This window comes from Streptomyces telluris (assembly GCF_024519335.1).
Lineage (GTDB): Bacteria > Actinomycetota > Actinomycetes > Streptomycetales > Streptomycetaceae > Streptomyces > Streptomyces telluris.
In genome coordinates, this window is the sequence record NZ_JANIID010000012.1 from 180,538 (window position 1) to 203,975 (window position 23,438).

Annotated in this window: 25 protein-coding genes; 17 read left to right on the forward strand and 8 right to left on the reverse strand. The window is 71.3% G+C overall.

What is annotated here, in order from left to right:
• The first annotated feature begins 8 nt into the window (after positions 1–8).
• The 6 genes from NQU55_RS15725 (at position 9) to NQU55_RS15750 (ending at position 5,148) form a co-directional block, all read left to right on the forward strand.
• Positions 9–266: a hypothetical protein gene (locus NQU55_RS15725; protein ID WP_168094447.1), complete on the forward strand. Its 258-nt coding sequence runs from the start codon at positions 9–11 to the stop codon at positions 264–266.
• A 139-nt stretch (positions 267–405) separates the two neighbouring features.
• Entirely contained in the window at positions 406–1,284 is an 879-nt protein-coding gene (locus NQU55_RS15730) for an alpha/beta hydrolase (RefSeq protein WP_256790753.1), read from the forward strand.
• 148 nt (positions 1,285–1,432) lie between these two features.
• Positions 1,433–1,837, forward strand: a complete 405-nt coding sequence (locus NQU55_RS15735) for a hypothetical protein (RefSeq protein ID WP_168094448.1) — start codon at positions 1,433–1,435, stop codon at positions 1,835–1,837.
• 662 nt (positions 1,838–2,499) lie between these two features.
• Positions 2,500–3,489: a PLL family lectin gene (locus tag NQU55_RS15740; RefSeq protein ID WP_168094449.1), complete on the forward strand. Its 990-nt coding sequence runs from the start codon at positions 2,500–2,502 to the stop codon at positions 3,487–3,489.
• Between the two features lie 181 nt (positions 3,490–3,670).
• Complete coding sequence (locus NQU55_RS15745; protein ID WP_168094450.1) at positions 3,671–4,294, forward strand: TetR/AcrR family transcriptional regulator; 624 nt, start codon at positions 3,671–3,673, stop codon at positions 4,292–4,294.
• 32 nt (positions 4,295–4,326) lie between these two features.
• On the forward strand, positions 4,327–5,148 hold the full coding sequence (locus NQU55_RS15750; RefSeq protein ID WP_256790739.1) for an alpha/beta fold hydrolase: 822 nt from the start codon (positions 4,327–4,329) through the stop codon (positions 5,146–5,148).
• Between the two features lie 39 nt (positions 5,149–5,187).
• Here the strand turns inward: NQU55_RS15750 and NQU55_RS15755 are convergent, their stop codons facing one another.
• Positions 5,188–5,778 (reverse strand): TetR/AcrR family transcriptional regulator, encoded by a 591-nt coding sequence (locus tag NQU55_RS15755; protein WP_168094452.1) that lies wholly within the window; start codon positions 5,776–5,778, stop codon positions 5,188–5,190.
• Positions 5,779–5,869: 91 nt separating this feature from the next.
• Between NQU55_RS15755 and NQU55_RS15760 the strand changes: the two genes are divergently transcribed.
• The gene (locus tag NQU55_RS15760) at positions 5,870–6,298 is read left to right on the forward strand and encodes a nuclear transport factor 2 family protein (RefSeq protein ID WP_256790740.1); all 429 of its coding nucleotides are present in this window, start codon (positions 5,870–5,872) and stop codon (positions 6,296–6,298) included.
• On the forward strand, positions 6,295–7,179 hold the full coding sequence (locus NQU55_RS15765; RefSeq protein ID WP_168097056.1) for an NmrA family NAD(P)-binding protein: 885 nt from the start codon (positions 6,295–6,297) through the stop codon (positions 7,177–7,179). Before NQU55_RS15760 ends, NQU55_RS15765 begins: the two co-directional genes overlap by 4 nt.
• A 12-nt stretch (positions 7,180–7,191) precedes the next feature.
• On the opposite strand, the gene NQU55_RS15770 is transcribed toward NQU55_RS15765, so the two are convergent.
• Positions 7,192–7,599, reverse strand: a complete 408-nt coding sequence (locus tag NQU55_RS15770) for a RidA family protein (RefSeq protein ID WP_256790741.1) — start codon at positions 7,597–7,599, stop codon at positions 7,192–7,194.
• A gap of 148 nt (positions 7,600–7,747) precedes the next feature.
• Here NQU55_RS15770 and NQU55_RS15775 point away from each other — a divergent pair, with 148 nt between their 5' ends.
• The 3 genes from NQU55_RS15775 (at position 7,748) to NQU55_RS15785 (ending at position 10,248) form a co-directional block, all read left to right on the forward strand.
• Positions 7,748–8,128 (forward strand): winged helix-turn-helix transcriptional regulator, encoded by a 381-nt coding sequence (locus tag NQU55_RS15775; RefSeq protein WP_256790742.1) that lies wholly within the window; start codon positions 7,748–7,750, stop codon positions 8,126–8,128.
• 313 nt (positions 8,129–8,441) lie between these two features.
• Complete coding sequence (locus NQU55_RS15780) at positions 8,442–9,611, forward strand: alginate lyase family protein (RefSeq protein WP_372504730.1); 1,170 nt, start codon at positions 8,442–8,444, stop codon at positions 9,609–9,611.
• 109 nt (positions 9,612–9,720) lie between these two features.
• Entirely contained in the window at positions 9,721–10,248 is a 528-nt protein-coding gene (locus tag NQU55_RS15785) for a hypothetical protein (RefSeq protein WP_168094295.1), read from the forward strand.
• 51 nt (positions 10,249–10,299) lie between these two features.
• Here NQU55_RS15785 and NQU55_RS15790 read toward each other — a convergent pair whose 3' ends face one another.
• Positions 10,300–10,641, reverse strand: coding sequence for a hypothetical protein (locus tag NQU55_RS15790; RefSeq protein ID WP_168094296.1), 342 nt, complete (start codon positions 10,639–10,641; stop codon positions 10,300–10,302).
• A gap of 144 nt (positions 10,642–10,785) precedes the next feature.
• Positions 10,786–11,706 (reverse strand): NADP-dependent oxidoreductase, encoded by a 921-nt coding sequence (locus NQU55_RS15795; protein WP_168094297.1) that lies wholly within the window; start codon positions 11,704–11,706, stop codon positions 10,786–10,788.
• A 151-nt stretch (positions 11,707–11,857) separates the two neighbouring features.
• Between NQU55_RS15795 and NQU55_RS15800 the strand changes: the two genes are divergently transcribed.
• Positions 11,858–12,289 (forward strand): winged helix-turn-helix transcriptional regulator, encoded by a 432-nt coding sequence (locus tag NQU55_RS15800; protein ID WP_168094298.1) that lies wholly within the window; start codon positions 11,858–11,860, stop codon positions 12,287–12,289.
• 1 nt (position 12,290) lies between these two features.
• On the opposite strand, the gene NQU55_RS15805 is transcribed toward NQU55_RS15800, so the two are convergent.
• From NQU55_RS15805 to NQU55_RS15815, 3 genes are read right to left on the reverse strand one after another with little or no spacing between them, the layout of a single operon-like run.
• Complete coding sequence (locus NQU55_RS15805; protein WP_168094299.1) at positions 12,291–13,733, reverse strand: HAMP domain-containing sensor histidine kinase; 1,443 nt, start codon at positions 13,731–13,733, stop codon at positions 12,291–12,293.
• On the reverse strand, positions 13,730–14,428 hold the full coding sequence (locus NQU55_RS15810; RefSeq protein ID WP_168094300.1) for a response regulator transcription factor: 699 nt from the start codon (positions 14,426–14,428) through the stop codon (positions 13,730–13,732). The genes NQU55_RS15805 and NQU55_RS15810 overlap by 4 nt, the downstream gene beginning before the upstream one ends.
• Positions 14,429–14,473: 45 nt before the next feature.
• Positions 14,474–16,087, reverse strand: coding sequence for an alpha/beta fold hydrolase (locus NQU55_RS15815; RefSeq protein WP_240976594.1), 1,614 nt, complete (start codon positions 16,085–16,087; stop codon positions 14,474–14,476).
• A 295-nt stretch (positions 16,088–16,382) separates the two neighbouring features.
• On the opposite strand from NQU55_RS15815, the gene NQU55_RS15820 reads away from it, so the two are divergent.
• The 3 genes from NQU55_RS15820 (at position 16,383) to NQU55_RS15830 (ending at position 20,230) form a co-directional block, all read left to right on the forward strand.
• On the forward strand, positions 16,383–17,198 hold the full coding sequence (locus NQU55_RS15820; protein ID WP_256790744.1) for an FHA domain-containing protein: 816 nt from the start codon (positions 16,383–16,385) through the stop codon (positions 17,196–17,198).
• A gap of 63 nt (positions 17,199–17,261) precedes the next feature.
• Entirely contained in the window at positions 17,262–18,944 is a 1,683-nt protein-coding gene (locus NQU55_RS15825; RefSeq protein ID WP_256790745.1) for a serine/threonine-protein kinase, read from the forward strand.
• A 284-nt stretch (positions 18,945–19,228) separates the two neighbouring features.
• A complete protein-coding gene (locus tag NQU55_RS15830) occupies positions 19,229–20,230 on the forward strand; it encodes an alpha/beta hydrolase (protein WP_284702541.1) in 1,002 nt (333 codons plus the stop codon).
• Between the two features lie 140 nt (positions 20,231–20,370).
• Here the strand turns inward: NQU55_RS15830 and NQU55_RS15835 are convergent, their stop codons facing one another.
• Positions 20,371–21,093: a hypothetical protein gene (locus NQU55_RS15835; protein ID WP_256790746.1), complete on the reverse strand. Its 723-nt coding sequence runs from the start codon at positions 21,091–21,093 to the stop codon at positions 20,371–20,373.
• A gap of 341 nt (positions 21,094–21,434) precedes the next feature.
• Between NQU55_RS15835 and NQU55_RS36825 the strand changes: the two genes are divergently transcribed.
• Together NQU55_RS36825 and NQU55_RS15845 are read left to right on the forward strand one after the other, a co-directional pair.
• Positions 21,435–22,772: a NucA/NucB deoxyribonuclease domain-containing protein gene (locus NQU55_RS36825; protein ID WP_256790747.1), complete on the forward strand. Its 1,338-nt coding sequence runs from the start codon at positions 21,435–21,437 to the stop codon at positions 22,770–22,772.
• A gap of 17 nt (positions 22,773–22,789) precedes the next feature.
• On the forward strand, positions 22,790–23,269 hold the full coding sequence (locus NQU55_RS15845; protein WP_168096743.1) for a hypothetical protein: 480 nt from the start codon (positions 22,790–22,792) through the stop codon (positions 23,267–23,269).
• Positions 23,270–23,438: the final 169 nt, after the last annotated feature.

Below are 23,438 nucleotides of genomic sequence, written 5' to 3' on the forward strand. Positions count from 1 at the left end.
GAAACGGCATGACCGTGACGCGCACGAGGCAACACCGTCAGAGCAGTTGGCAGCGCACCCGCCGGCTCCTGGGGGTGATCCTCTTCGTGCAGGGCTTCGGGTCGGCCCTCACCGAGGCGCTGTGGAACACCAGCTTCGGCGTGGCCGGCCTCCTCAGGGGTGCAGGACTTCCGCAGTGGACCGATCTGGTGGTCGGCGCCGTCGGCGCGATACTCCTCGGCTGGGCGCAGGTCGCGCGCGGCGCGGAACGGCGAGCACGTGCCTGAGCCGGTGAACGCTTCCTCAGCGTCCGCCGGGGCGCCGCCCGAGTACGGCCCGCCCCGTGGAGTCGGCCGACGAGGTCTGTTGCGGCGGGCCGGGGCGGTGGTCGCCGCAGCCGGCGCGGGCGCCGCGGCCGGCGGATTGATCGGCGCACACGCCGGGAGGGAGGAGGGGGCGACCCGGAAACAGCCGACCTTCCTCCTCGTGCACGGCGCCAACAGCAACGCCTACGCCTTCGCCCCCTTGATCGCCGCGCTCACCCTGGAAGGCCACCGCGCGCTCGCCGTCGACCTCCCCGGCCATGGAGTGCAGGCGAACTTCCCGCCCTCCTACCAGGCGCCGCAGGACCTGGCCGCGTTCGCCACCGCCCCCTCACCGGTCCTTTCCGGTACGAGCCTGGAGGACAACGCGCGCCACGTCGCGGGCGTCGTGCGTCGCGTCGCCCGGCAGGGGCCGGTCATCCTCGTCGGTCACAGCATGGGCGGGGCCACGATCACCAGGGTCGGCAATCAGGTGCCGGACGCGATCGCGCGGCTGGTCTACGTGTCGGCGTTCTGCTGCGTACGGATACGCACCATCCTCGACTGCTTCCTGCTCCCGGAAGGGAGGGCGACGCTGCTCCCCACCATTCCCAGCGTCGGCGATCCCGAGCGGACCGGTGTCCTCCGTAACAACTGGCGCTCGGCGGACCCCGACTTCGCCGTCAAGGCGAAAGCCGCCTTCGCGGCGGATTACAGCGACGTGGCCTTCCGCAACGCGCTCAACGCCTTCGAACCGGACGAATCGGCCTCGCTCATCCGCGACGACGCCCGCGGCCACCCGACGACGTGGGGCCGCATCCCTCGCAGCTACCTGCGCTTCACCCTCGACCGCAGCATCCCGCTCGCCCTCCAGGACCGCATGATCAAGGAAGCTGACGCGACGACACCCGGCAATCGTTTCGACGTCCACTCCCTGCCCGCCCCGCACCTGGGACCCGCCGACCCGGCCCCTTTGGCCGCCGTCCTCGCCGGCTTGGCGTGACGGCGTGCTCGGCGCGACGCGGGGGAGGGGGAGGGGGAAGCCGCGGACCGGTCGGAGGGTGTGGCGAACGGGTGACGTGTCCGGGAGCTCCTCCGGCTCGTTCTTGCGGTAAAGGCCCGTCTTGCCGGAATTGACTGAAGGAGTCCAGATGCGACGAGTCCTCGCGGCGACCGCCCTGACCGCGGCCGCGCTGAGCGCAGGCGTCTTCGGCCCGGGCGCCGTCGCCCATGCCGCGGGCGGGACGCCGGGCATCGACCTGGTCGGCGGGGGCATCGACCCGGAGAGGGTGACCACGACCGTGGACACCGCCCTGCAGAAGACGACCGCGGAACTGGGCCGGGCGGCCGGGGGCGGCGAGCTCGGGAGGACCCTGCCCGCGGTCGGCCGGGCGGGCGGCGGCGCCCTGCGGGAAACGACCTCCGGCGTCCAGCAGTTCATCGGAGGGGCGGCAGGGTCGGCAGCGCAGTCCATCGGCGGCGCGATGACCGGGGCGGCCAGGGACAGCCTCCCGAAGGGAAGCCTCCCGGAGCCGGGCTCGGTCCCGGGATACTGATCCGCGCCGGGCGATGGGCGCGCCGGAGCAGTATCGAGCGATTCCGGATCGATTCGGCGATCGAGTGCGGGATCTGCGCGGAACGGTGGCCCGTGTTCCAGCGCCGCGCGACAAGTCACTGAATTCGAGCAGGTCTGGACGGAGCGCCTCGAGGTCGACTGGGAGCGGGCGACCACGGTCGGGACGACCACAACCACATCCCTGCAAGGGGCCGGTCGGCGCTGGAGAGGTCGTTGCCGGGATCGAGCGCCGCCTGGAGGAGACGCTGAAGAACCGGGTCGCGCTCGTATATTTGACGCACGCCCTGCTGAAGCTCGTTGTACACCCCGCCGCCGTGCGTCAAACGTAACCAGCCCCCTACTTACGTAGAACATGGGCAGGGGGATTGCCGATGCGGGACTACCGCAAGGCATCCTGCATGTTCTGTACCGGGCTGAGACGCTCGAGCGCTGTCCGGTCCCGCTCGCGAGCGTGGCGGCGCTCGCTGCCGGGCGGTCCGCAGGCTCGATCCGTAAGCCGTCCGGACGTCGCCCTGTCTGTCGCGGGCCCGGCGCAGTAGGGTGCGGGCCGCGTCTCCACCGGGTTCCGCAGGTCCATCGGCTCACGTACCTCCCTGTTACCGATTGCAGTCAGTGGTCTTACTGCGCAGGAAGGGCAGTCGCATGAGGAAGAGGCACAGACGCACGGTCCGCACGTTCCGGCTGGTTGTCGTTGCCGTGGTCGCGGCGCTGGTGGCGGCCTTGCCGGGGATCGGATCGGCCGCCGCCCGTACGGGGCCGGCCGTGCCGTTCGCCGTGTTCGGGTCGTCGATCGCCGCGGCCCGCAACGCCGACGGGCGCCTGGAGATCTTCGGGACGAACCCCGGGGACGCGATCTACCACCGCGGCCAGACCGGTGTCGTCGGCGGTGCCTGGACGGGCTGGGAGCAGTTCGACGGGGCCCTGCGTGCCGTGGCGTCCGAGACGAACGCGGACGGGCGCGTCGAACTGTTCGGCGTCAACGGGGCGGGGAGCATCTACCACCGCTGGCAGACGTCGCCCGGGGCCGGATGGTCCGGGTGGGAGCAGTTCGACGGCGCTCTGACGTCGATCGCCGCGGCCCGCAACGCGGACGGGCGCCTGGAGATCTTCGGCTCGAACGGCGCCGGGCACATCTACCACCGCTGGCAGACCGCCGTCGGCGGTGCGTGGTCGGGCTGGCAGCAGATGGACGGCCTGCTGACCCAGGTCGCCGCCGAGACGAACGGCGACGGCCGGCTGGAGCTGTTCGGTGTCAACAGCGCCGGCAACGTCTTCCACCGCTGGCAGCTCGGGCGGCCCGGCGGTCCCTGGTCCGGCTGGGAGCAGTTCGACGGGAACCTGTCGTCGATCGCCGCGGCCCGCAACGCCGACGGGCGCCTGGAGATCTTCGGGACGAACAGCGCCGGGAACATCTACCACCGTGCCCAGACCCAGATCGGTGGGGGCAACGGCTGGACGGGATGGGCCCAGATGGACGGCGGCCTGACCCAGGTGGCCGCGGAGACGAACGCGGACGGCCGCGTCGAACTGTTCGGCGTGAACAGCGGCGGCTGGGTGTACCACCGCTGGCAGAGCGCCATCGGCGGACCCTGGTCGAACTGGGCCCAGTTCGACGGCATACTCCGCGGCTGACGGCTCTTCAGCCACCGACGAAGCCGCGCACAGCGCCGGGCTGCCTTCCGGGCAGCCCGGACCACGCGCCGTGCTGTAGGCAGGCGTCACGGTCCGTGCCGGCTGCCTCAACCCTTGACCGGGTCCAGAGGCACCCCTAATTTTGGAGAGCTCTCCAAATTTGCTGAAGGGGTGCGCGCGTATGCAGACGGTCGAAGGCGGGCTGCGCGAGCAGCACAAGGCGCGGCGGCGGGTCCGGATTCTTGAGGCGATGCGTGAACTCCTGCGGGAGAGGCCGGAGTCGGTGGTCACTGCTGAGCGGATCGCCGAGCGGGCGGAGGTCGCCCCGGCCACCGTGTACAACCTGATCGGATCGCGAGACAAGATCTGGGAGGCGCTCGCCGCCGGGTTCATGGACGACCTTGAGCACCGCCTGGCGGCGCTGGGAGACGGCGATCCGCGGGAGGTCGTCAGGTCGACCGTCCTGCTGTTCGTGGGCGACCCGGTCGTATCGCGTCGCATGGTGCGTGAGTGGGAGGGAAGCGGGCTCGTGCTCGACCGCAGTCCGCTCACGCAGCTCCGCCAGGCGATGGCGGATGCACGGACGCAAGGTCTCCTGCGTGCCGACGTCGACACCGACGCGCTGGCCGCCGTCGTCGGCACCTCGTGCGTGGGTGCGCTGCACCAGTGGGTCGTCCACTTGATCGACGACGACCGGTTCCTCGCGCGTGCTCTGTTCGCGCTGGACGTCGCGCTCGCCGCGGCGGCCGCGGATCCTTATCGCGAGCAACTGCTGGCGCCGTTGCGGACCCGGGGCACGATATGACGGCCGACGCACGGCCACGACCCCGGAGCTTCGTGGGCCGCGACGGGATCCTGCTCGCGGCGGATGAGTGGGGCGAGGCGTCCTCGACACCGCTCGTCCTGCTGCACGGCGGCGGCCAGACGCGGCGCGCTTGGGGGCGGACCGGCCCTCGGCTGGCCGGGCTGGGGTGGCGGGTCATCGTCCCGGACCTGCGTGGGCACGGCACCAGTCAATGGTCGGCCGACGGTGACTACGACGTCGACCTGTTCGCCGAGGACGTCCGGGCGGTCGCCGCCGACCTCGACGACCGGCCGGTACTCATCGGTGCCTCGCTCGGCGGTCTGAGTTCCCTGCTCGCCGCCGGAGAGGCGCCCAGGGCGGCCGTTCGCGCGCTGGTGCTCGTCGACGTGGCCCATCGACCGGACCCTCGCGGGGTCCGCCGGATCATGGAGTTCATGCGCCGCCGGCCGGACGGATTCGCCAGCGTCGAGGAGGCTGCCGCGACGGTGGCCGCCTACCTGCCGCATCGCCCACGTCCGGACGACCTCGAAGGGCTACGGCACAACCTGCGACGCTGCGGTGATCGCTGGATCTGGCACTGGGACCCCCGGATGCTGGACAGCCTGGAGGGCCGGGTGGACCCGCCCGGCATGGCGGAACGTCTCCTGGACGCCGCGCGCCGGGCCGACGCGCCGATCCTGCTCGTGCGCGGCGTCCTCAGCGACGTGGTGCGCGAAGACGTCGCCGAGCAGTTCTGCGACGGGGTTCCCCACGCGCGGCGCGTCGATGTGGCCGACGCGGGGCACATGGTGGCCGGTGATCGGAACGAGCACTTCATCGACGCGGTCGTCCCGTTCCTGGAGGGGATCCAGTGAGCCGCACTCGATGTCCTGGTGCGGCACCCCGAGGCCGTCTCACCCGGCGCTGCCGAGCACGCCGGCCGTGAACCTCGCCAGCCGGTCCCGCAGTTCCTCGCGCGGCGTCTCCTTCTCGTCGGCCAGGTAGGTGACGAGGTCGGCCCGGGTGGCGGCGAGCAGGGCGTGGGCGGTGAAGTCGCTGTCGCCCTGTCCCGGGATGCGCTGCAGGAGGTCGCGGAGCAGGGTGTGCCAGCGCTCGTAGTGTTCCGTCCGGTAGGGGCTGTCCGTGCCGGTTCCTTCCAGGGCCTGCGCGAGGTGGCGGTTGTCGAGCTTGAAGCACAGGACGGCGTCGAGCAGGGCCGGTACGCGCTCCAGCGGCGCGGTGGAGGGACCCAGCGGTGACGGGCCTTCCTCGACGGCGTTCCTGATGGGTTCGAGTCGTGCCTCGTACAGCGCGCGGATCAGTCCGGTGCGGTCGCCGAAGGCGCGGAAGAGCGTTCCCTTGCCGACGCCGGCTGCCGCCGCGATGTCCGCCATGGTCACTTCTTCGGGGCTCCGGCAGCCGGCGAAGAGGGAGTCGGCGGCCGCGAAGACGGCCGCCCGGTTACGCGCTGCGTCCTTGCGCGGCTTGCGTTCGGGTTCGGGCATGGGTTCCTCCGGTTGCGATGCGGACCGCCGGTCCGTATCTTTGCCGGAAGAAGCGGACCGCTGGTCCGTATCGTATCGGACGGAGAACCCCATGCCCGTGACGACCTCACCGGCGGATCTGTACCGCCACAGCCTGAGCCTGCTCCTGGACAAGGACATCCGCGCCTGGGTCGGCCTGTGGGCCGAGCACGGCGTCATGGAATTCCCCTTCGCCCCTCCGGGTTGGCCCGAGCGGCTGGAGGGGCGGGAAGCCGTCGCCGCCTACATGCGCGACTACCCCGACCACATCGACCTGCACGACTTCCCCGACCTGAAGATCCACGAGACCGCCGACCCCGCGACCGTCGTGGCCGAGATGCGCGGCGTGGGTCGCATGGTCACGACAGGAAGTCCCTTCGACATGACCTACATCGCCGTCGTGACCGCCCAGGACGGACGCTTCACCTCCTACCGCGACTACTGGAACCCCCTCGCCGTCCGCGCGCCCGGGATGGACTTCACGGGGAGCGGCGCCCGATGACCGTTACCCATGACTGCAGCGCCGCCGTCCTGGTCGTCGGCGCCACCGGTACCACCGGCAGCCGCACCACCGCACAGCTGATCGCCGCCGGTCATCGCGTCAAGGCCGCAAGCCGGCGGGCCACCGCGCTCCCGGGCGCGGAACCGGTCCGCTTCGACTGGTACGACCCCGCCACCTTCGGAGCCGCACTCGACGGAGCCGACCGCGTCTACCTCGTCCCGCCCGTCGGTGACCCCGACCCGGCAGCAGTCATGCTGCCCTTCCTCCACCGGGCCCGCGCCGCCGGTGTGCACCGCGCCGTACTCCTCAGTGCCTCGGCCGTCCCCGCGGGGGGCCCGGGGGTGGGGGCGGTGCACCAGGCCCTGCCCGGTCTGTTCAGCCAGTGGGCGGTTCTGCGGCCTTCCTGGTTCATGCAGAACTTCACCGGCGCGCACCTCCACGCCGACAGCATCCGCGAGCACGGCGCCATCCTGACCGCGGCCGGGGACGGCCGGGTCGGCTTCGTCGACGCCGACGACATCGCCGCCGTGGCCGTACGCGCCCTGACCGACGACCGCGCCCCGAACACCGACCTGGTCCTGACCGGACCGGAGGCGCTCAGCCACGACGACATCGCTTCGATCGTCACCGAGGTCACCGGCCGCCACGTGACCCACCGTCACCTGACCTACGACGACATGCGCGACCGGCTCGCCGCACTGATGCCGCAGGAGTTCGCCGCGATGCTGGCCGGCATGGACCGCGCCATCGCCGAGGGGGCCGAGGACCGTACGACCGGCACCGTCCAGCGCCTCACCGGCCGCCCGCCCCACGGCTTCCGGGCGGTCGCCGAACGGGAACTGTCTGTGCGGGCGGCGCCGGAGACCGGCTCGACCCGGTAGGAGTGCGCCTGTTCAGTCGATGACGGCGGTGGCTTCGACCTCGACCAGATGCTCGGGTATGTCCAGCGCCGCGACACCCAGCAGCGTGGCCGGCGGGACCGGAGTGATTCCCAGCTTCGCGGCCGCCCGGGCGATGCCCTCCATCAGCAGGGGCATCTTGTCAGGGGTCCAGTCGACGACGTGGACGGTCAGCTTCGCCACGTCCTCGAAGGAACCACCGGCCTCGGCCAGGGCGGTGCCGATGTTGAGGTAGCACTGCTCGACCTGAGCGGCGAGGTCTCCTTCGCCGACCGTCACCCCCTCGGCGTCCCATGCGACCTGTCCGGCGACGAAGACCAGCTTCGACCCGGTCGCGATGGACACCTGCCGGTAGGCGTCGATCGCCGGCAATCCGCCGGGGTTCACCAAGGTGATGGCCATGCTGCCTGCCTCCATTGCCGCGGGCGCCCGTGAGCTCGCTTCCATCGAGCCACGACGGGGTGCGCCCGCTCTCTTGTGGTTACTCGGGAACCGTAGGAGAGTGGCCGCTGACATGGAAGAACGCACTTTTCAGTGACTGAGGAACCCGATGGTGACCAAGCAGTTCACGGGCTCGCCCGACGAAGCGGACCTCAGGCGCGCGGACTCTCTGGCGCGGGAGATCTTCTCGGATATCGCCAACAAGTGGGCGCTCCTGATCATCGAGGCCCTGGGGGAGCGCACGCTGCGCTTCGGCGAGTTGCGTAACGAGATCGAGGGCATCAGCCACAAGATGCTCACCCAGAACCTGCGGATGCTGGAACGCAACGGCCTGGTCGAGCGGACGGTGCACCCCGTCGTGCCGCCGCGGGTCGAATACACCCTCACCGAACCGGGCCGGGCCCTGCGGGTGACGATCGACGGGCTGTGCGACTGGACCCACCGGTACCTCGGACACATCGAGGGCTCCCGCCACCGCTTCGACGCCTGACGAGCGGAGCGCCACCCGCTCGTCGCCACGCGGCCGCGGCGAGTGCATGCACCTCGGCCTTCTTTCCGGTGACGCACTTCGCGGAGTGCGCGGCGAATCCCGAGTCCGCGGCAGAGGGTGCCTATTCTGATGATCATTCACATTGTCACGGGTTGCCGGTTTCGGGACGTTGCCCCTTGACGTACTGCATACGGCGACGCCCGGGCCCGCGGGGGGAGTGAGGCTTACCGCATCGAATGGGAGGAGTGTTGTGTCCGGACTACGCGGCAACGGCATCAGGCGGTTGCTTCGCCCTACGGCCCTGACGGTCGCTCTGCTCACCACATTGACGTCGCCGGTACCACTGGCGGAAGCCGCCGGCACGGCGGAGCCGGTGGTACGGCCGGCCGCGCACGCGCGCGGATTCAAGCACCCAGGGGTGCTGGTGAGCAGGGGCCAGCTCGACCGCCTCCGCAAACGAGCCAAGGCCGGCGGCCAGTGGCGGTCGTCGTTCGCCGCCATGCGCCACAGCCGGTACGGGTCGCTCTACTACACCGCGAGGCCCGAACGGATCGTGGAGTGCCCGCCGGACGACCGGCCCGGATACGGGTGCGTCGAGGAACGGGAAGACGCGATCGCCGCGTACACGCACGCGCTCCTGTGGTACGTCACCCGGGACCGCGCGCACGCCCGTAAAGCCGTGCAGATCATGGACGCCTGGTCCGACGTGGTCAGGGACCACACCGAAGGCAACGCCGGATTGCAGGCGGCGTGGGCCGGCAGTTCCTGGGCGCGGGCCGCGGAAATCATGCGGCACACGTACGGCGGCTGGCCGCGCCAACGGGTGCGGCGGTTCGGCGGCATGCTGCGCACGGTCTACCTCCGCGAGGTGACGGCGCCCGTACCGGACTACAACGGGAACTGGGACCTGGTCATGACCGACGCCGCCATGGGGATCTCGGTGTTCCTCGACGACCGGCGCGGCTTCAACAGGGCCGTGCGCAGGTTCCGCGCCCGCGTCCCGGCCTACTTCTACCTCAAGTCGGACGGCCCCCTGCCCAAGCGTCCGCCGGGCAGCCACATCGGAAGCCCCGACAGGACCAGGGAGTACTGGTTCGGGCAGCGGAGGTTCGTCAACGGTCTCGGCCAGGAGACCTGCCGGAACTTCACCCACATCGGCTACTCCCTCGCGGCCACCGCCCACATCGCGGAGACCGCATGGCACCAGGGCCTCGACCTCTACGGCGAGGTCGGCAAGCGGATGCGGGCGGCCCTCACCCTCCACGCCCGGTACCAACTGGGCGCCCACGCGCCGCGCTGGCTGTGCGGCGGGCACCTGGACCGCGCGATGGGGCCGGACACCGAGGTGGCTCTGAACCACTTCCGCACCCGGCGGCACATCTCCATGCCCCAGGCCCAGCGGGCCGCCCAGCGACAGCGGAAGGTAGGGACGGACGACCTCTTCGTCGCCTGGGAAGGGGTGACCCACGCGCAGAACCGCTAAGGGGGTCGGCGATCGCGGTTACCGATCGCCGATCGCTGACCGAATGGGCAGCGCACCCACGGGCACACACAATGTGTGCCCGTGGGTGCCTGCGCGTTACCGTCGGTGAATGCGCATACCGCCGGCACCACCACGACCACCGGACCAGACATCCCCGGCGGAGAAAGCGGCGATCTCGGCCCAGGCCGCGGTGCGCGAGGTCGCCCTGCCCATGGAGGAGGCGTTGAGCGATGCCGACCATGCCGTCGTCATCTCCCTGGTCGCCGCCTTGCCGCTCGTCGGCGGGTTTCCCCCACGAGCGCCGCTGGTACAGGTCGCGCAGTCGGCTGCGAGCCCTGACGACGTAGCCGGCGTACGACCGATCAAGCCGCTTTCGCGCTGGCACCAGGAAGTGCGGTGGGCCGTCGACTCGATGACTTCAGGCCGGAGCGCGGTGCCTGCGGATGTGCTCTCCGGTGGGGTTTCCGATGGCTTGGAGGCCCTTGTCGCAGCCATCGAGCAGCGCCTGGGCGTCGTACGGATCGCGGCGGAGATCGACCTGTCCCACGACGGTGCCTACTCCGCCGCTTGGCGCAAGGACTTCCTGCTGGTTACGTGGTCCCACGTCGCCGTGCTGGCCCTGACCGTCGATGACTGATGTCCGTGGGACGCTCCATGGGCGCCCCGGACGCCCCCATGGACACCGATGTCAGTCCGCCTGGCAGATGGCGTAGACGGTGAGGTTGACGGTGTAGGGACCGGCGGCGACGGCGGTCCAGCCTCTGCCGTCGGGGGCGGGGTAGCTGTCCTTCCCGTCCCCGTTGCTCTGCCAGCCCCCGCCGGTGGCGTGCTTGCCGGGCGGGCAGACCGCCGTGGCCTGGGCGGTGTTGTGCTTGCTGGCGGTGGCGGTGACGATGTCCGGCTTGAGCTCGGCCTGGGCGGAGGCGGACGACGCGGCGAACCACACTCCACCGGAAGCGGCCAGTGCGGCCGCACCGGCGGTGAGTGCCAGATGCCGGCGGGTGAAGATGAAGCGGTTGGCTGACTTCATGGCCGTTTCCCTCCGTGATGGGGTGCGACGCGGGGTTGCATGCGTCTCCTCACGGACCACTGTGCTCAATGGGGCGCCAGTGCTGACACCCTTGAATGCAACAGCGTTGATACTTTGTCAGTTCGGCGTCGCCAGCGGCCTCACCTAGGGAACGAGGACGATCTTTCCCTTCACCCGACCGCTCTCGATCAGGCGGTGAGCCTCGGCCACCTCCGTCAGCGGCAGGACGCGTTCGACGTGCACCCGCAGCCGCTCTTGCGCGATGAGCGCGTTGAGCTTCTCCAGCGAGGCGTAGTCCGGCTCGACGCCGAGGCTCGCGAAGCGCACCCCCCGCTCGGCCAGGCCCGGCACGGCCGCCGCGCGGGTGGCGCTCACCAGGATCCCGCCCGGCCGCAGCGTCTGCACCGCCCGCGCCGCATCGTCACCTGCGACCAGGTCGAAGAGCATGTCGACGTCCCGTACGGCCGTACCGACATCGGTCGTGGTGTAGTCGACGAGCTCGTCCGCACCGAAGCCGCGCACGAACGCGTGCTTCTCCGCCCGCGCGGTGCCGATGACGTACGCCCCGAGCGCCTTGGCGACCTGCACGGCCAGATGACCCGTCCCGCCGGCCGCCCCGAGAATCAGCACCCGCTGCCCCTTCGACACCCGCGCCGTGTCCACCAATCCCTGCCAGGCGGTGAGCGCCGCCATCGGCAGGGCCGCGGCTTCGGCGTGTGTGAGGGCGGCCGGCTTGTGGGCCAGGTGGCGGGGCGGGGCGGTGACGTATTCGGCGTAGCCGCCGCCGCGCCACGGGAAGTGCACCATTCCGTACACCTCGTCGCCCGGTGCGAAGCGGGTGACGCCGGGAGTGACCGCCTCCACCACCCCCGACACGTCCCAGCCGGGGATGAACGGCAGCGTCCCCCAAGGGACCACTCCTGCCCGGTACTTCGCGTCCACCGGGTTCACGCCGGCCGCTTCGACCCGCACCAGCACCTCGGTGGTCACCGGCTCCGGACGCTCCACCTCCGCCACGCACAGCTCCTCCGGGCCGCCGAAGGCAAGCTGACTGACAGCGCGCATGCGCACACCCATCACGTACCCCTCTTACTGATCATCCCTGATCGTCTCTGATCGTCCTGCTGATTTCTCACGGTCGCCGCGCGGTGCACACCAGCCTGCGTCACATGCCGGCACTTGAAAAGGAGGCACCCTCCTGATACTCAGGTTCCCTATGGATACCTGCACTGACCTGCGGCAATACGGTGGCGCCGACGCCTACCTGCAGACCTGCCCGACCCGCCCGGTCCTGTCACTGCTCACCAGCAAGTGGGCCCTGCTCACGGTCGGCGCCCTCCAGCAGGGGCCGCTGCGCTTCAACGCGCTGCGCCGCCGCCTGGACGGCGTCACGCAGAAGATGCTCACGCAGGCGCTGCGCACCATGGAGCGCGACGGCCTGGTCACCCGCACCGTCTTCCCCACGATCCCGCCGAAGGTCGTCTACGAACTCACCGACCTCGGCCGCAGCCTCACCGGCCTGCTCATGGCGATCCAGGACTGGTCCGAGGAACACCACGGCGAGGTACTGGCCGCCCGCCGGACCTATGACCGGCGGGCGGCAGCCGAGGTGGAGGCGGTGCGACCGGCCGACGGCCAGTTCACGTAGTTCACGGGGCTCTGCGGAAGAGCTTCCGTGCCGTCGGGCCCTTCGGCCGGCCGTCCCGGCCGTCGGGCGGGAGGGTGAAGCCGACCTCCGCGCCGCCCCCGGGCGCCGTGGTGGCGAAGACGGTTCCGGCGTCGGCCGTGATGATGTCGTGCACGATGGCCAGACCGAGGCCGGATCCGGGCGTCGCCTGAGTCCGGGGGCCGCGGTAGAAGCGGTCGAAGACGGCGTGCTGCTCGCCCGGCGCTATGCCCGGGCCCCGGTCCCGTACGGCCAGCCTGCCCCCGCCGACGTGCACGGCAACCGGGGTGCCTTCGGGGCTGAACTTCACCGCGTTGCTCAGCAGGTTGTCGATGCACCGCTGGAGCGCGCGCGGCCGGGCACGCACCGGTACCGGCGGGTGCGTGTCGTCTTCGACGACGAGGACGGTGCGCCCGGTCCGCAGGCGGAAGCGCTGCGCGCTGTCCTCCGCGGCGGCGGCCAGGTCGACGGTCTCGGGTTCCTCCTCCGTGTAGCGGTCGGTGGCCAGCTCGACGAGCTCGCGCACCAGGTCGTCGAGGGCGGTGGTCTCGGTGACCAGGGTGGTGAGGATCTGCTCCTCGTCCTCGGGGGCGAGCCTGCCGCGCGCCCGCTGGAGCAGCTCGGCGCTCCCGCGCACCGAAGTGAGAGGCGTCCGCAGTTCGTGGCCGGCGTCCTGGACCAGTTGCTGCTGCTGGGCGCGGGAGCGGCGCAGCGCGGCGAGCATGTGCGCGAAGCTGTGCGTCAATTGGCCGATCTCGTCGGCCCCGGCGGGTGGCAGCGGCGTGGCGAGGTCCTGCGTGGTGGTGATGCGCCGGGTGGCGGTGGCCAGCCGGCGGACCGGCCGCAGGACCCGCCCCAGGGCGAGCCAGCCGAGGAGCGCCGCGAAGCCGATGGCGGCCGCGGTGGTCCAGGAGATCCGCCACAGGAACTGGTCGTCGATGCGCGCGGCGCCCTCGTAGCTCCGGCCGACCATGACCGCCCCGCCGCCGGGCAGGGGCCTGGTCAGGGTGCCGTACTCGGTGCCGGAGACGACCACGTCCGCGCGGCTCTCTCCCTTCCCGGTACGGGCCACGCGCAGCGCGTCCGGCGAGACCGGCAGGGTGTCGCGGCCGGGCGCCAGAGGCCTTACCGCCCCCTGGGCGGACACGACCTGCTCGATCATGTCCGGCCGGGTGGGCGGCGCCAGGTCGGCGTCGAGGAGGGTGACGACGGTGTTCGTACGGTCGTCGAGGCCCCGCTCGAGCTCGTCGGCGACCAAGTCGCTCACGCCCCGGTACGACATGAGGGCGGCGAGGGCGATGGCAAGCGCGGCGGCCGCGGCGACGACGGCGGTGACCTTCGTACGGAGCGTCATACGGGCCGTGGCGCGAAGCGTCTTGCGGGCCGTGGCGCCGAGCGTCATGCGGGACTTCGTGCCGAGCGTCATGCGGGCCGGATCGTGTAGCCGACGTTGCGGACGGTGTGGATCAGCCTGGGCTCGCCGCCCTGCTCGGTCTTCTGGCGCAGGTAGCCGATGTAGACGTCGAGGGAGCGGGACGTGGTGTCGAAGTCGTAGCCCCAGATGCGTTCGTACATCTGCGAGCGGCTGAGGACCACGCCCGCGCGGGACAGGAGGAGCTCCAGGACGTCGAACTCGGTTTTCGTCAGGTCGAGTTGCCGCTCGCCGCGGTATGCCTGCCGGGATGCGGGGTCCAGGGTGAGGCCCGCGGCCGTCAGGGTCCCGCTGTCCTCGGGCGGCTCGGTGCGGCGCAGCAGCGCCCGTATGCGGGCGAAGAGCTCCTCGGTCGCGAACGGCTTGGCCAGGTAGTCGTCGGCGCCCGCGTCGAGACCGGCGACCCGGTCGCCGACCTCGTGCCGGGCCGTCAGGACCAGGACGGGCAGCCGGTCGCCGCGCCTGCGCAGCATCCGGCACAGCCCGAGGCCGTCGAGGCCCGGCATGACCACGTCCACCACCGCCAGGTCGGGCCCCTCCTGTTCCAGGAGGCCGAGTGCCTCCAGACCGTCGGAGGCGAGAAGCACCCGGTAGCCCTCGAAGCGCAGCAGCTGGTCCAAGGTGCTGCGCACTCCCGGGTCGTCCTCGACGACCAGCACTGTCCGGCGGTGTCCCGTTTCGTCAGTCATGTGATCATCTTCGCCGGTGGGGGAAGCGGTCATGGCGCCGGCCCGTCAGTCGCGGACGGGGCCGACCGGAGCGACGGTGATCGGCGGCAGTGCGCGCATGCAGGAGGTGTCGCCCGGCTCGCCGGTGCGGAGGAAGTGCGAGGAGACCCCGGTGACGCAGCGGCTCTGCTCCAGCTCGGGCACGTGCCCCATGTTGCGGGCCGAGAAGAACCGGCTGTTGCGGAACTGCTCGGCGGCCTTCTTCCCGCTCGCGTCGGGGGTGTTGGCGTCGAGGTCGCCGGAGAGCACGAGGACCGGGACGTCCGGCAGCTCGGGCTTCGTGGGCTGCGGGCCGGGGGTGTTCTCGCGCGGCCAGCCGATGCACACGTCCCCGGCGTCCGTGGTGCCCTCGGTGAAGCCCTTGGCGCTGAACGCCCCGTGCTCACCCGGTCGTACGGCGGCCAGCGCGGCGTTGTACTGACGCCACCGCTCGGGCAGCGGCGCGTCCTTCGACCAGGCCTTGCGGTAGTCGTTGCAGGTGACCGCGATGTACGGCGCCTGGTCCACCGTGCTGCCCGTCTTCCCCTCCTCCTGGACCAGTTTCCGCAGCGGCGCGGCGTCGCCCTTCACGAAGCGGTCGAGGGCGTGGGGCAGCTGACCGAGCAGCGAGGGCTTGTCCGGCTCGAAACCGACTTGGCTGCTGGCCGCCTCGAACACCAGGTTGGCGAGCTTGTCCTCGGTGAACCGCTTCTTGTACACGCCGTGATCGGTAGTGATCGGCACGGTGATGGGCCGGCCCCGCAGACGGGCGGCCGTGGTGGCCAGATCCTTCACGGCCTGCCGGCCGTCACACGCGACGGGGACGCTGCGCTCGCACACCCGGCGCAGGCTCAGCGAGACCGCCTGGGCGCTGGGCCGGGCCAGCGGATCGAGGGCGAGGGGGAAGGCGCCGGACAGCACGATGTTGCGTACGTGCTCGGGGTGGCGGGAGGCGTACACCGGCATCAGGTACGTGCCGTAGGACAGCCCGTACAGGCTGAGCTTCTGTACGCCGAGGTGCGCGCGGATCGCGTCGATGTCGTCGGCGGTGGCAGCCGACGCGTAACCGGCGGCCCTGGGCCCGAGGTTCCCGGCGCACCGTTCGACCGCGGCCCGCTGCTGTGCCCGCGTCCCGAAGCGGTACTCGGCGTCGGTGACCCCGCACGGGACCGGCTCCGACGCCCCGGTGCCGCGCGGGTCGACGAGCAGCAGGTCGTGGTCCTTGAGCAGCCCCTCCAGGCCCCAGGCGAACGCCTCGGCCTTGTCGACCGAGGTCTCGCCCGGGCCGCCCGGGTTGACGGCGACGGTGCCCTTGGCGGGCCCGGGCGCACTGTGGCGCACGACCGCGTAACTCACCTTGACCTCGCCGAGCTCCGGTTTCCCCGTGACGAGCGGGCGGCCCAGCCGGCCGCAGTCGACCCGGTGCCCGCCGATGGCCGGGCACCAGGCGGGTGCTGTTGCGGATGCGGATGCGGATACGGATACGGATACGGATGCAGGGGCGGTTACGGGTGCGGCGCCGGAGCCGGAACTGCCGCCGGTGGCGGCGTTGGCCGAGGCCGCCACCGGCAGAGCCGAGGCCATCACCGCCACCATGCTCACAACCAGCCCCGCACGCCGCGCCGTGCTCTCGTACGTCATTGCCGTCTCCTCTGCCTCAGGCCCCGGGGGATTCTCCTCAGTTGCGGGCACAACGTTGCCGGGCGCGTTTCGCAGGCACGGCAGAGCGACGGCAAAAGTATGTAAGAACGCACGGATTTCGTACCGGGGCACGGATCGGCCGTGGCGCGGCCGTCCTCGCCGCGGTGTGCTGTCGCCATGACGACCTCGCTGCACAAGACCGAAATCAGCCGGAGTTGAGGAGTGGGAGGGGCCGGGCGGGATGTGTAACGTTCGCCGTGCGTGCGGACCGGTGCTGCGGGGTGAGGAGGGGGCAGTGAGCGGGATCGTGATCTATCTGCCGCAGGGGGCGGGAGAGGTCGGAGGGGAGCCGTGCGGTGGTGCGATGACCTTGCGGCTCGGCCCGGGGGAGGTGGCGCGTTTCGGGCGCGGCTCCGCGACGTGCCCGGTCGAGCTCCGCCTCGACGACGAGGCGATCTCCCGGCTGGCGGGGGAGATCCGGGTGACGGACGACCACTGGCAGCTGAGCAACCTCAGTACGACCCAGAGCTATCTGGTGGAGAACCCGGAGGGAGCGGGGGAGTACCTGAGGGTGCCGCCGCGGCGGGCCGGGGCACCCATCCCCTTCGAGTTCTCGCGGGTCGTGCTGCCGACCCGCGGCAGCACGACGGTCGCCTTCCAGGTGTTCGCGCCCGACCACGTCTACCTGGACCTGGACCCGGACGGCATGGGCGATCAGTGGGGGAGCCGCACGGTCACGGCCTACTCGCTGGACGAGACGGCCCTCTACTTCCTGGTCCTGGTCGCGCTCTGCGAGCCGCGGCTGCGCGACGAGTCCCCGGTCGCGGTGCCGACCACCCCCGAGATCGTCGAGAGGCTCCGGGGGCACACCGCCTGCGGCCGGCTGACGGCGCGGGCGGTCAGCTCGCACATCGACTACCTGGCCGACGAGAAGATGCGGATCAGCACTCCGGCTGTCGAGCACGGAGCCCGCAGGGAAGCCCGCCGCAACGGCAAGCGGGAAGCGATCGTCGGACTCGTACTGCGGTTCGGGCTCGTACGGGAGGAGCACCTCGCGCTGCTGCCGCCCCGGGCCGGAACCGGTACGCAGGAGCGGGAGGCGGCCAGGTGAGGCGGGGTGGCCCCGTACGTCGATGCGGAAGGCGGACCGGAAGCGGATCCGGAAGGGGATACGGTGCACGGCTCGGCCGGTTCATCGGACGGTGACCGCACGGAACTGCTCCCACGCGGCTACCGCGTGGGCGACTGGGAGGTCACCGAGCGGATCGGGGCCGGCGGCTGGGCGACCGTCTACGAGGGACGGTCAGCAGGCGACGGCGGGCCCTCGCCGCACTCGGGCCGGGCGGCGGGGCGGCCGGGTCACGGCGTGCCCCGCGGCGTCGCGCTCAAGGTTCTGCCGACCGCCGGCCTGGCACCGCGCCAGGCCCGCAAGGCCGCGGAAACCGCCCGGCGCGAGGTCGAATTCGGCCGCCGGTCCTCCCACCCGAGGCTGATCCGTCTGCTGGACTCCGTCGTACTCAGCGAACCGGACTCCCCGATCCTGGACGGCGCCGTCGTGCTGGTCATGGAGCGGGCCGAGCGCAGCCTGCGGGACATGCTCGACGCCGGAGTCATCGGCGCCGGCGTTGGCGCCGGTAACGATGCCGGTGACGGTGACGGTAACGGTGCCGGTGCCGGTGCCGGTGACGGTGACGGTGACGGTGCTCATGCCGTAGGCGTCCGGCTGTTCGCCGAGATCTGTGAGGGCCTGGCACACCTGCACCGCAGCGGCTGGGTGCACGGGGACCTCAAACCCGACAACATCCTGCTGATGCCGGACGGCTCCGTGAAACTCTCGGACTTCGGGCTGGCCACGGAACTGACCGGCACCCACGGCACCCATGGGTACGCGCCCCCGATGGGCACCTTCGACTACCTCCCGCCCGAGCGGTGGAGGGCCCCGCTCGGCGAGCGGGGAGTGGAGGTGCGTCCGAGCGCCGACATCTGGGCCCTGGGCATCATGATCCACGAAGTGTTCGCCGCCGGTGCCTCGCCGTTTCCCGGCGCCACGCCCATGGCCCGCGGCGCCGCGACGCAGGAGTACGCCGAGGGGCGGGCACCACTGCGCCTGGACAGCGCGGTCCCGCCGTTCTGGCGCGCGCTGGCCGCCGACTGCCTGGCCCCGACCCACGCCGCACGCGCCACGCACACCGCCGAGAGCTTGCTCGCGCGCATCACCGGCCGGCGGGCGTCGGCCACGACAGCAGAGCCCCCGGTAGGGACCCCGGTTGAGCCCCCGGCTGAGACCCCGGTTGAGACTCTGGTGGAAGCCACGGTGGAGACCGGGCACCCGGTGATGCGCCGGCGAAGGAGAAGAGCCCGCGCCACTCTCGCAGCCGTTGCGGTGTGCACGGTGGGAGCGGCGATCTGGCCGTACGCCGTAGGTGACGGCGTGGCCGGTACGCACGGCACGCACGCCGCACACGGCACGTCCGGAACGCCCGGTCATCCCGGCAAGCCCGGCGTCGCGGCGGCCGAAGCAGCCGGGCGCCTCCGGGTCTTCAACGCCGAGCTGAGCTGCCGGGGCCGTACGGACAGGGACCCGCAGTGCAGCCTCGGCCTGGCGATCGACCCCCTCCGGCCCTACACCATCGACAACGTCGTACCGACACGGGTGTGGCACGGCGACGAGCTCACCGTCGACTGCCTCCTCCCGCAGGGGATGCCCATCATCGACGAGGCGGACACGCAGTCCGCCGCCTGGTACCGCGTGCGCCTCCCGCGGGGCTCCGCACGGCCCACCGCCTGGCTGCCCGCCGTACGGACGAAGGACCACCCGCGGATCCCCGAGTGCCCGCGCCCCGCGTCCGTGCGGTGAGCGAGGCCTCCGGGCCACCAGGACTGCTGGGACTGCTGGGACTGCTGAGGTCGCTGGGACCCTGGGAATCCAGCACTGGGAATCCAGCACCGCGTCGTGCCTGTGCCGTCGCACTCTCCGAGTCCACCAGGAACCCCCGCGCCTGTCACCCCGGATCGTTCCGGGTTCCTTGCCCCGTTGCCCATGACTACCTTGCGGACCCTCGGTCCCCGGACCGCGCTCACATCCCACTCATTCACCGACCGGTCACCCACCGATCAGCCACCCCCGACCAGGAGGTCCCGTTGAGCGAGCACCGCCCCACCCGCAGGAACGTACTGAAAGCCGTCGGCGGGGTCTCCGCCGCCATGGCCCTCGGCGCCGGGTCCGTCGTCGCGTCGGCGTCGGCGGCCCACGCGGCCGGCGACGGCTTCGGGCTGCGCATCGTGGAGCGTGGCGAAGCCGACCCCCGCATGTGGTACTACCGGTTCGAGACCCGCGAGATCGGCTGGAAGCCCGCCGTCAACGTCCTGCTCCCCGACGACTACCACTTCAGCGGGCGCACCTACCCCGTCGTCTACCTGCTGCACGGCGGCGGCACTGACCAGGACTTCATCACCTTCGACCGCCCGCCCCTGAACATCCGTGCCTGGACCGCCGGCAAGCCCGTCATCGTGGTGATGCCCGACGGCGGGCACGCGGGCTGGTACTCCAACCCGGTCAGCTCGACCGTCGGCCCCCGGAACTGGGAGAGTTTCCACATCAACCAGCTGATCCCGTGGATCGACGCGAACTTCCGGACCTTCGCCGAGTACGACGGCCGCGCCGTCTCCGGGTTCTCGATGGGCGGCTTCGGCGCGCTCAAGTACGCCGCCAAGTACTGGGGCCACTTCGCCTCGGTGAGCTCCCACTCCGGCCCGGCCAGCCTGCGGGGCCCCGCAGGCGGGATCCAGGGCGGCGTCGTCCACTGGGCCAACGCGTCCTCCGCGGCGATCGAACTGGGCGGCGGAACGGTCTACGGCGTGCCGTGGGACCAGAACCGGGTCAGCATGGACAACCCGTGCGAGCGCGTCGAGAGCTACCGGAACAAGCGGGTCTTCATGGTCGCGGGCACCAGCCCCGAGCCGACCTTCTGGGACAGGTTCAACGAGACGGCCGTGCTCGACACCCAGCGGGAGTTCCGCGGCTTCCTCGACAGGGCCGGCATCCCGCACGAATGGCACGAGGTGCCCGGCGGCCACTACGTCCGCCCCGATCTGTTCACCCGCGACCTCGACGGCATCATCGACCGGCTCCGCAAGGCGTAGCGCAGAACGCAGCCGAGTCGGGGACAGGGGCGCCCGGCGGGCAGCAGCCCGGTCGGGCGCCCCTTCGTCATTCCTCGATCCGGTGGGTGAACCTTCGGCACGGTTCCTCATCGTGCGCGTTCATACGCGTTCGTGCGCCCTTACAGGTACGTGACGTGGCGGGAGTTCCTGAAGACGCACTCCTGCCAGCCGGTGAGGGTGGTGCCCGGGCCGCTGGGTTCCATCAGGTTGTTCGGATCCTCGCGGTGCGTGAGACCGCAGGAGTGGGCCACTTCATGGGCGAGGGTTCGTGGGCGGCCGTCCGGTGCGGTGGGGGAGGCCATTCCGGGGACGTCCACGGTGACGTAGTCGGTCAGCGGGCCCAGTGAGCAGCCCGTCTTGTTCCGGACGTCGCAGACGATGAAGACCGTGATCGGGCGGGCGTATCCGAGGAACCCGCCTCGGGCGAGGTTGTCGCGGAAGTACTGGCCCGCTGCCCCGAAGTCCTCTCGCCACGCGTCCCAGGTGCAGCCCACCTTCAGGGCGGCTTCGGGGGCCGGGCCGGGGAGGGTGCGGACCATGACGCCGCCCACGGCGAGCACGCGGACGTTGCACTGATCGCGGAAGACGTCCTTGGCGAGCTCGACCGCGGGCAGGACGTCACGCTCGGACATCAGCGGACGGCCGTGTTCGTCGCGCAGGATCAGGACGCGGAGCCGCAATTTCTTCCTGGGGTGGATTCCCAGCAGGCACGCGAGGAAGTCCGGCAGGCCGAGCAGACGGTTCGCAGCCTCCGTGACGACGTTCCACGCTTCTTCCACGCCACCGCGTACGGCGTCGTAGGCGTCGCTGAAGAAGTCACCCACCGAGTCGAAGAACCCCATGGCGAATCCCTCCGGGACGGAGGCCCCTGCTTCCATGAAAGCCCAGAGTCCAGCGGCGCGCACCTCGCCCGGACGGCGGTATTGACCGTTCTTGTGAAGATCATCCGGATGCCGGGCACCTGCCGGCCCGTAGGGTTCCGTGCCGGGCAGGGCGGCCCGTGCGGGATCTTGTTGCTCGGACCGGGTGGCTGCCCGAACTGACCAACCGGCGTGTCACAGCCGCGGGTTGCTGCATCAGGGGCTACGTTTGACGTGTCATGCACATGGCATCGACGGAGCGGGGTCGTCGTACGCGTCCGGGCCCCTCCGGTGGTGCCGCACCGCAAGGAGGACACCGTCTCGTGAGGCGACCACTCGTCACCGTCATCAGCGCCCTGGGCCTCAGCGTGCTGCTGACCGTGCCCGCCGGAGCGGCGACCGCCGCGCCCACGCCGGACACCACGGACTTCACCATCGTGACCGAGGAGCCGGCCCCCGACCCCGGGGGAACACCGTCGTTCGGCCTCGACGACCGCAAGGCCCACCAGGGCCTGCCGAAGGAGAGCGCGCAGGACATGGAGGAGCGCATGACCGCTTCCCGCACCCTGCAAACGCTGAAGAAGGAAGGAAAGACGCCGAGCTCCCTCGCCGAGCGGAAAGGCCCCGAGGGGAGCCCCGAGGCCCCAGCCCTCCGGCGCACCGACCCCAACATCAACGTCTGCATGGAGAACCGGAAGACGTACCGGACCTACGGCTGGACCATCGACCACTTCTTCCACTGTCAGGGCACCACCCAGACCCTGTACAAGCAGAAGTGCAGGTGGCTGATCGGGTGCTACCCCATCGGCTCCTTCAGGTTCCGCGCCACCACCATCGGCGAGGGCTACGAGGGGCAGCGCCGGATCTACTACGGCACGCTCCTCGACAAGAGCGACGTCAAGGGCGACGTCTCCGGGCTGAAGCTCCGCCACAGCATCGCCTGCGCGAACCTCAGCGGATCGCCCCGCTGCACCTCCGAGCCGGGCAACGGACGCACCGACACCCTCAGCGAGTGGATGCGCGACAGCACCGGCTCGTACCACTGGTTCAACTCGGCACACGCGGGCGACGGGCCGGACAAGCGGGCGTACTACAACATCACCCAGCGCTTCACCGGCATCCAGGGCGGGCGGCACAAGTCCGTGACCACCGGCCGCGGCGGCTTCCGCTGCGACTCGGCGTCCTACATACCGGGGCGGAGCAGCGCGTGCGTCTTCGACGTCGTCGTCCCGGTGATGAGCAGCATCGGCATCCGCGACCGCGAGGTGCGGCAGACCGCGCGCAACATCCGTGACGCGCAGTTCCGGCCGGAGCGCACCAAGCCGGTCTACCGGGCGAAGGAGGTGCCCGGAGCGCCGTCCAGCGGCCAGGCGCTCACCCGCAACTACTACGACAAGGCCATGCAGAAGCGCAGCGGCGACCGGGTCCGCGCCACCTGTGAGCGCTACTGGCCGGGCTACGCCTCCCGCGGCCTGCAGTGCGACGAGTACCCCTTCGCGTCGACGTACCAGAGCGCGGGCGCCCAGCCGGCCCATCAGAACTACGCGGCCAAGGCCATTCCGGCGGAGGACAACAGGAAGGGCGGCGAACAAATCGCGGAGTTCTACAAGCTCGACCGTATTCTCGACTCCGACGCGTTCTACGTCCACATCCGCAGCTGACCGCTGGAGGTGAGCCGGTGACGGCCGCACCCCCGCCCGCCGAGCTCCTCGGCGTGCGCACCGCCGAGCCCTGCGTCTCGTACTTCACCTTCTTCCTGCGCGGCCTGGAGGACGGCGCCGATCCGCAGGCGGCGCTCAGCACCGCTCCCAAGCGATGGACGGTGCTCGCCGGGCCGGGCGGCGTGCTCTTCCGGTGCGCCACCACCGACTTCCACCCGCGGGTGCGGCTGGAGAGCTGGTCCGGCGAACCGCCGGCGCCGCCGGGCAGCTGGGACACCCTGGACACGGTGGAGTTCGAGCTGTTCCGGCACGGGAAGGTGCAGCTCAACGAGTGGGACGGCTATCCGTCGGGCGAGCCGGTCGACCTCGGCGGGCCGGGCGCCTACCGGCTGCGCGCGGCGAGCCTGGGTCGTGTCGCGGCCCAGGAGCGGCATGCGGCCGGCGAGATGTTCTTCCACGGCACGGAGGAGTGGCTGATCCAGCTCTGGCCGCGCTGAGCCGCAGCCTGAGCGAGGCGGCCCGCCCTGAGCAAGCCGGCCCGCCCGAGCAAAGAAGCCCGCCCCGGGCACCTGCCCGGGGCGGGCCCCCACGCGCCCGCGCCTCATCCAGCCGCGGCGCCTGTGGCGCGGGCCCCCCCCCCCCCCCCCCCCCCCCCCCCCCCCCCCC

What these genes read in the sequence shown, in the direction of transcription:
- NQU55_RS15725 (WP_168094447.1), top strand. Translation starts at nt 9, where the DNA reads ATGACCGTGACGCGCACGAGGCAACACCGTCAGAGCAGTTGGCAGCGC.
- NQU55_RS15735 (WP_168094448.1), top strand. Translation starts at nt 1,433, where the DNA reads ATGCGACGAGTCCTCGCGGCGACCGCCCTGACCGCGGCCGCGCTGAGC.
- NQU55_RS15740 (WP_168094449.1), top strand. Translation starts at nt 2,500, where the DNA reads ATGAGGAAGAGGCACAGACGCACGGTCCGCACGTTCCGGCTGGTTGTC.
- NQU55_RS15745 (WP_168094450.1), top strand. Translation starts at nt 3,671, where the DNA reads ATGCAGACGGTCGAAGGCGGGCTGCGCGAGCAGCACAAGGCGCGGCGG.
- NQU55_RS15755 (WP_168094452.1), bottom strand. Translation starts at nt 5,778, where the DNA reads ATGCCCGAACCCGAACGCAAGCCGCGCAAGGACGCAGCGCGTAACCGG.
- NQU55_RS15760 (WP_256790740.1), top strand. Translation starts at nt 5,870, where the DNA reads ATGCCCGTGACGACCTCACCGGCGGATCTGTACCGCCACAGCCTGAGC.
- NQU55_RS15765 (WP_168097056.1), top strand. Translation starts at nt 6,295, where the DNA reads ATGACCGTTACCCATGACTGCAGCGCCGCCGTCCTGGTCGTCGGCGCC.
- NQU55_RS15770 (WP_256790741.1), bottom strand. Translation starts at nt 7,599, where the DNA reads ATGGCCATCACCTTGGTGAACCCCGGCGGATTGCCGGCGATCGACGCC.
- NQU55_RS15775 (WP_256790742.1), top strand. Translation starts at nt 7,748, where the DNA reads ATGGTGACCAAGCAGTTCACGGGCTCGCCCGACGAAGCGGACCTCAGG.
- NQU55_RS15785 (WP_168094295.1), top strand. Translation starts at nt 9,721, where the DNA reads ATGCGCATACCGCCGGCACCACCACGACCACCGGACCAGACATCCCCG.
- NQU55_RS15790 (WP_168094296.1), bottom strand. Translation starts at nt 10,641, where the DNA reads ATGAAGTCAGCCAACCGCTTCATCTTCACCCGCCGGCATCTGGCACTC.
- NQU55_RS15795 (WP_168094297.1), bottom strand. Translation starts at nt 11,706, where the DNA reads ATGCGCGCTGTCAGTCAGCTTGCCTTCGGCGGCCCGGAGGAGCTGTGC.
- NQU55_RS15800 (WP_168094298.1), top strand. Translation starts at nt 11,858, where the DNA reads ATGGATACCTGCACTGACCTGCGGCAATACGGTGGCGCCGACGCCTAC.
- NQU55_RS15805 (WP_168094299.1), bottom strand. Translation starts at nt 13,733, where the DNA reads ATGACGCTCGGCACGAAGTCCCGCATGACGCTCGGCGCCACGGCCCGC.
- NQU55_RS15810 (WP_168094300.1), bottom strand. Translation starts at nt 14,428, where the DNA reads ATGACTGACGAAACGGGACACCGCCGGACAGTGCTGGTCGTCGAGGAC.
- NQU55_RS15815 (WP_240976594.1), bottom strand. Translation starts at nt 16,087, where the DNA reads ATGACGTACGAGAGCACGGCGCGGCGTGCGGGGCTGGTTGTGAGCATG.
- NQU55_RS15835 (WP_256790746.1), bottom strand. Translation starts at nt 21,093, where the DNA reads ATGGGGTTCTTCGACTCGGTGGGTGACTTCTTCAGCGACGCCTACGAC.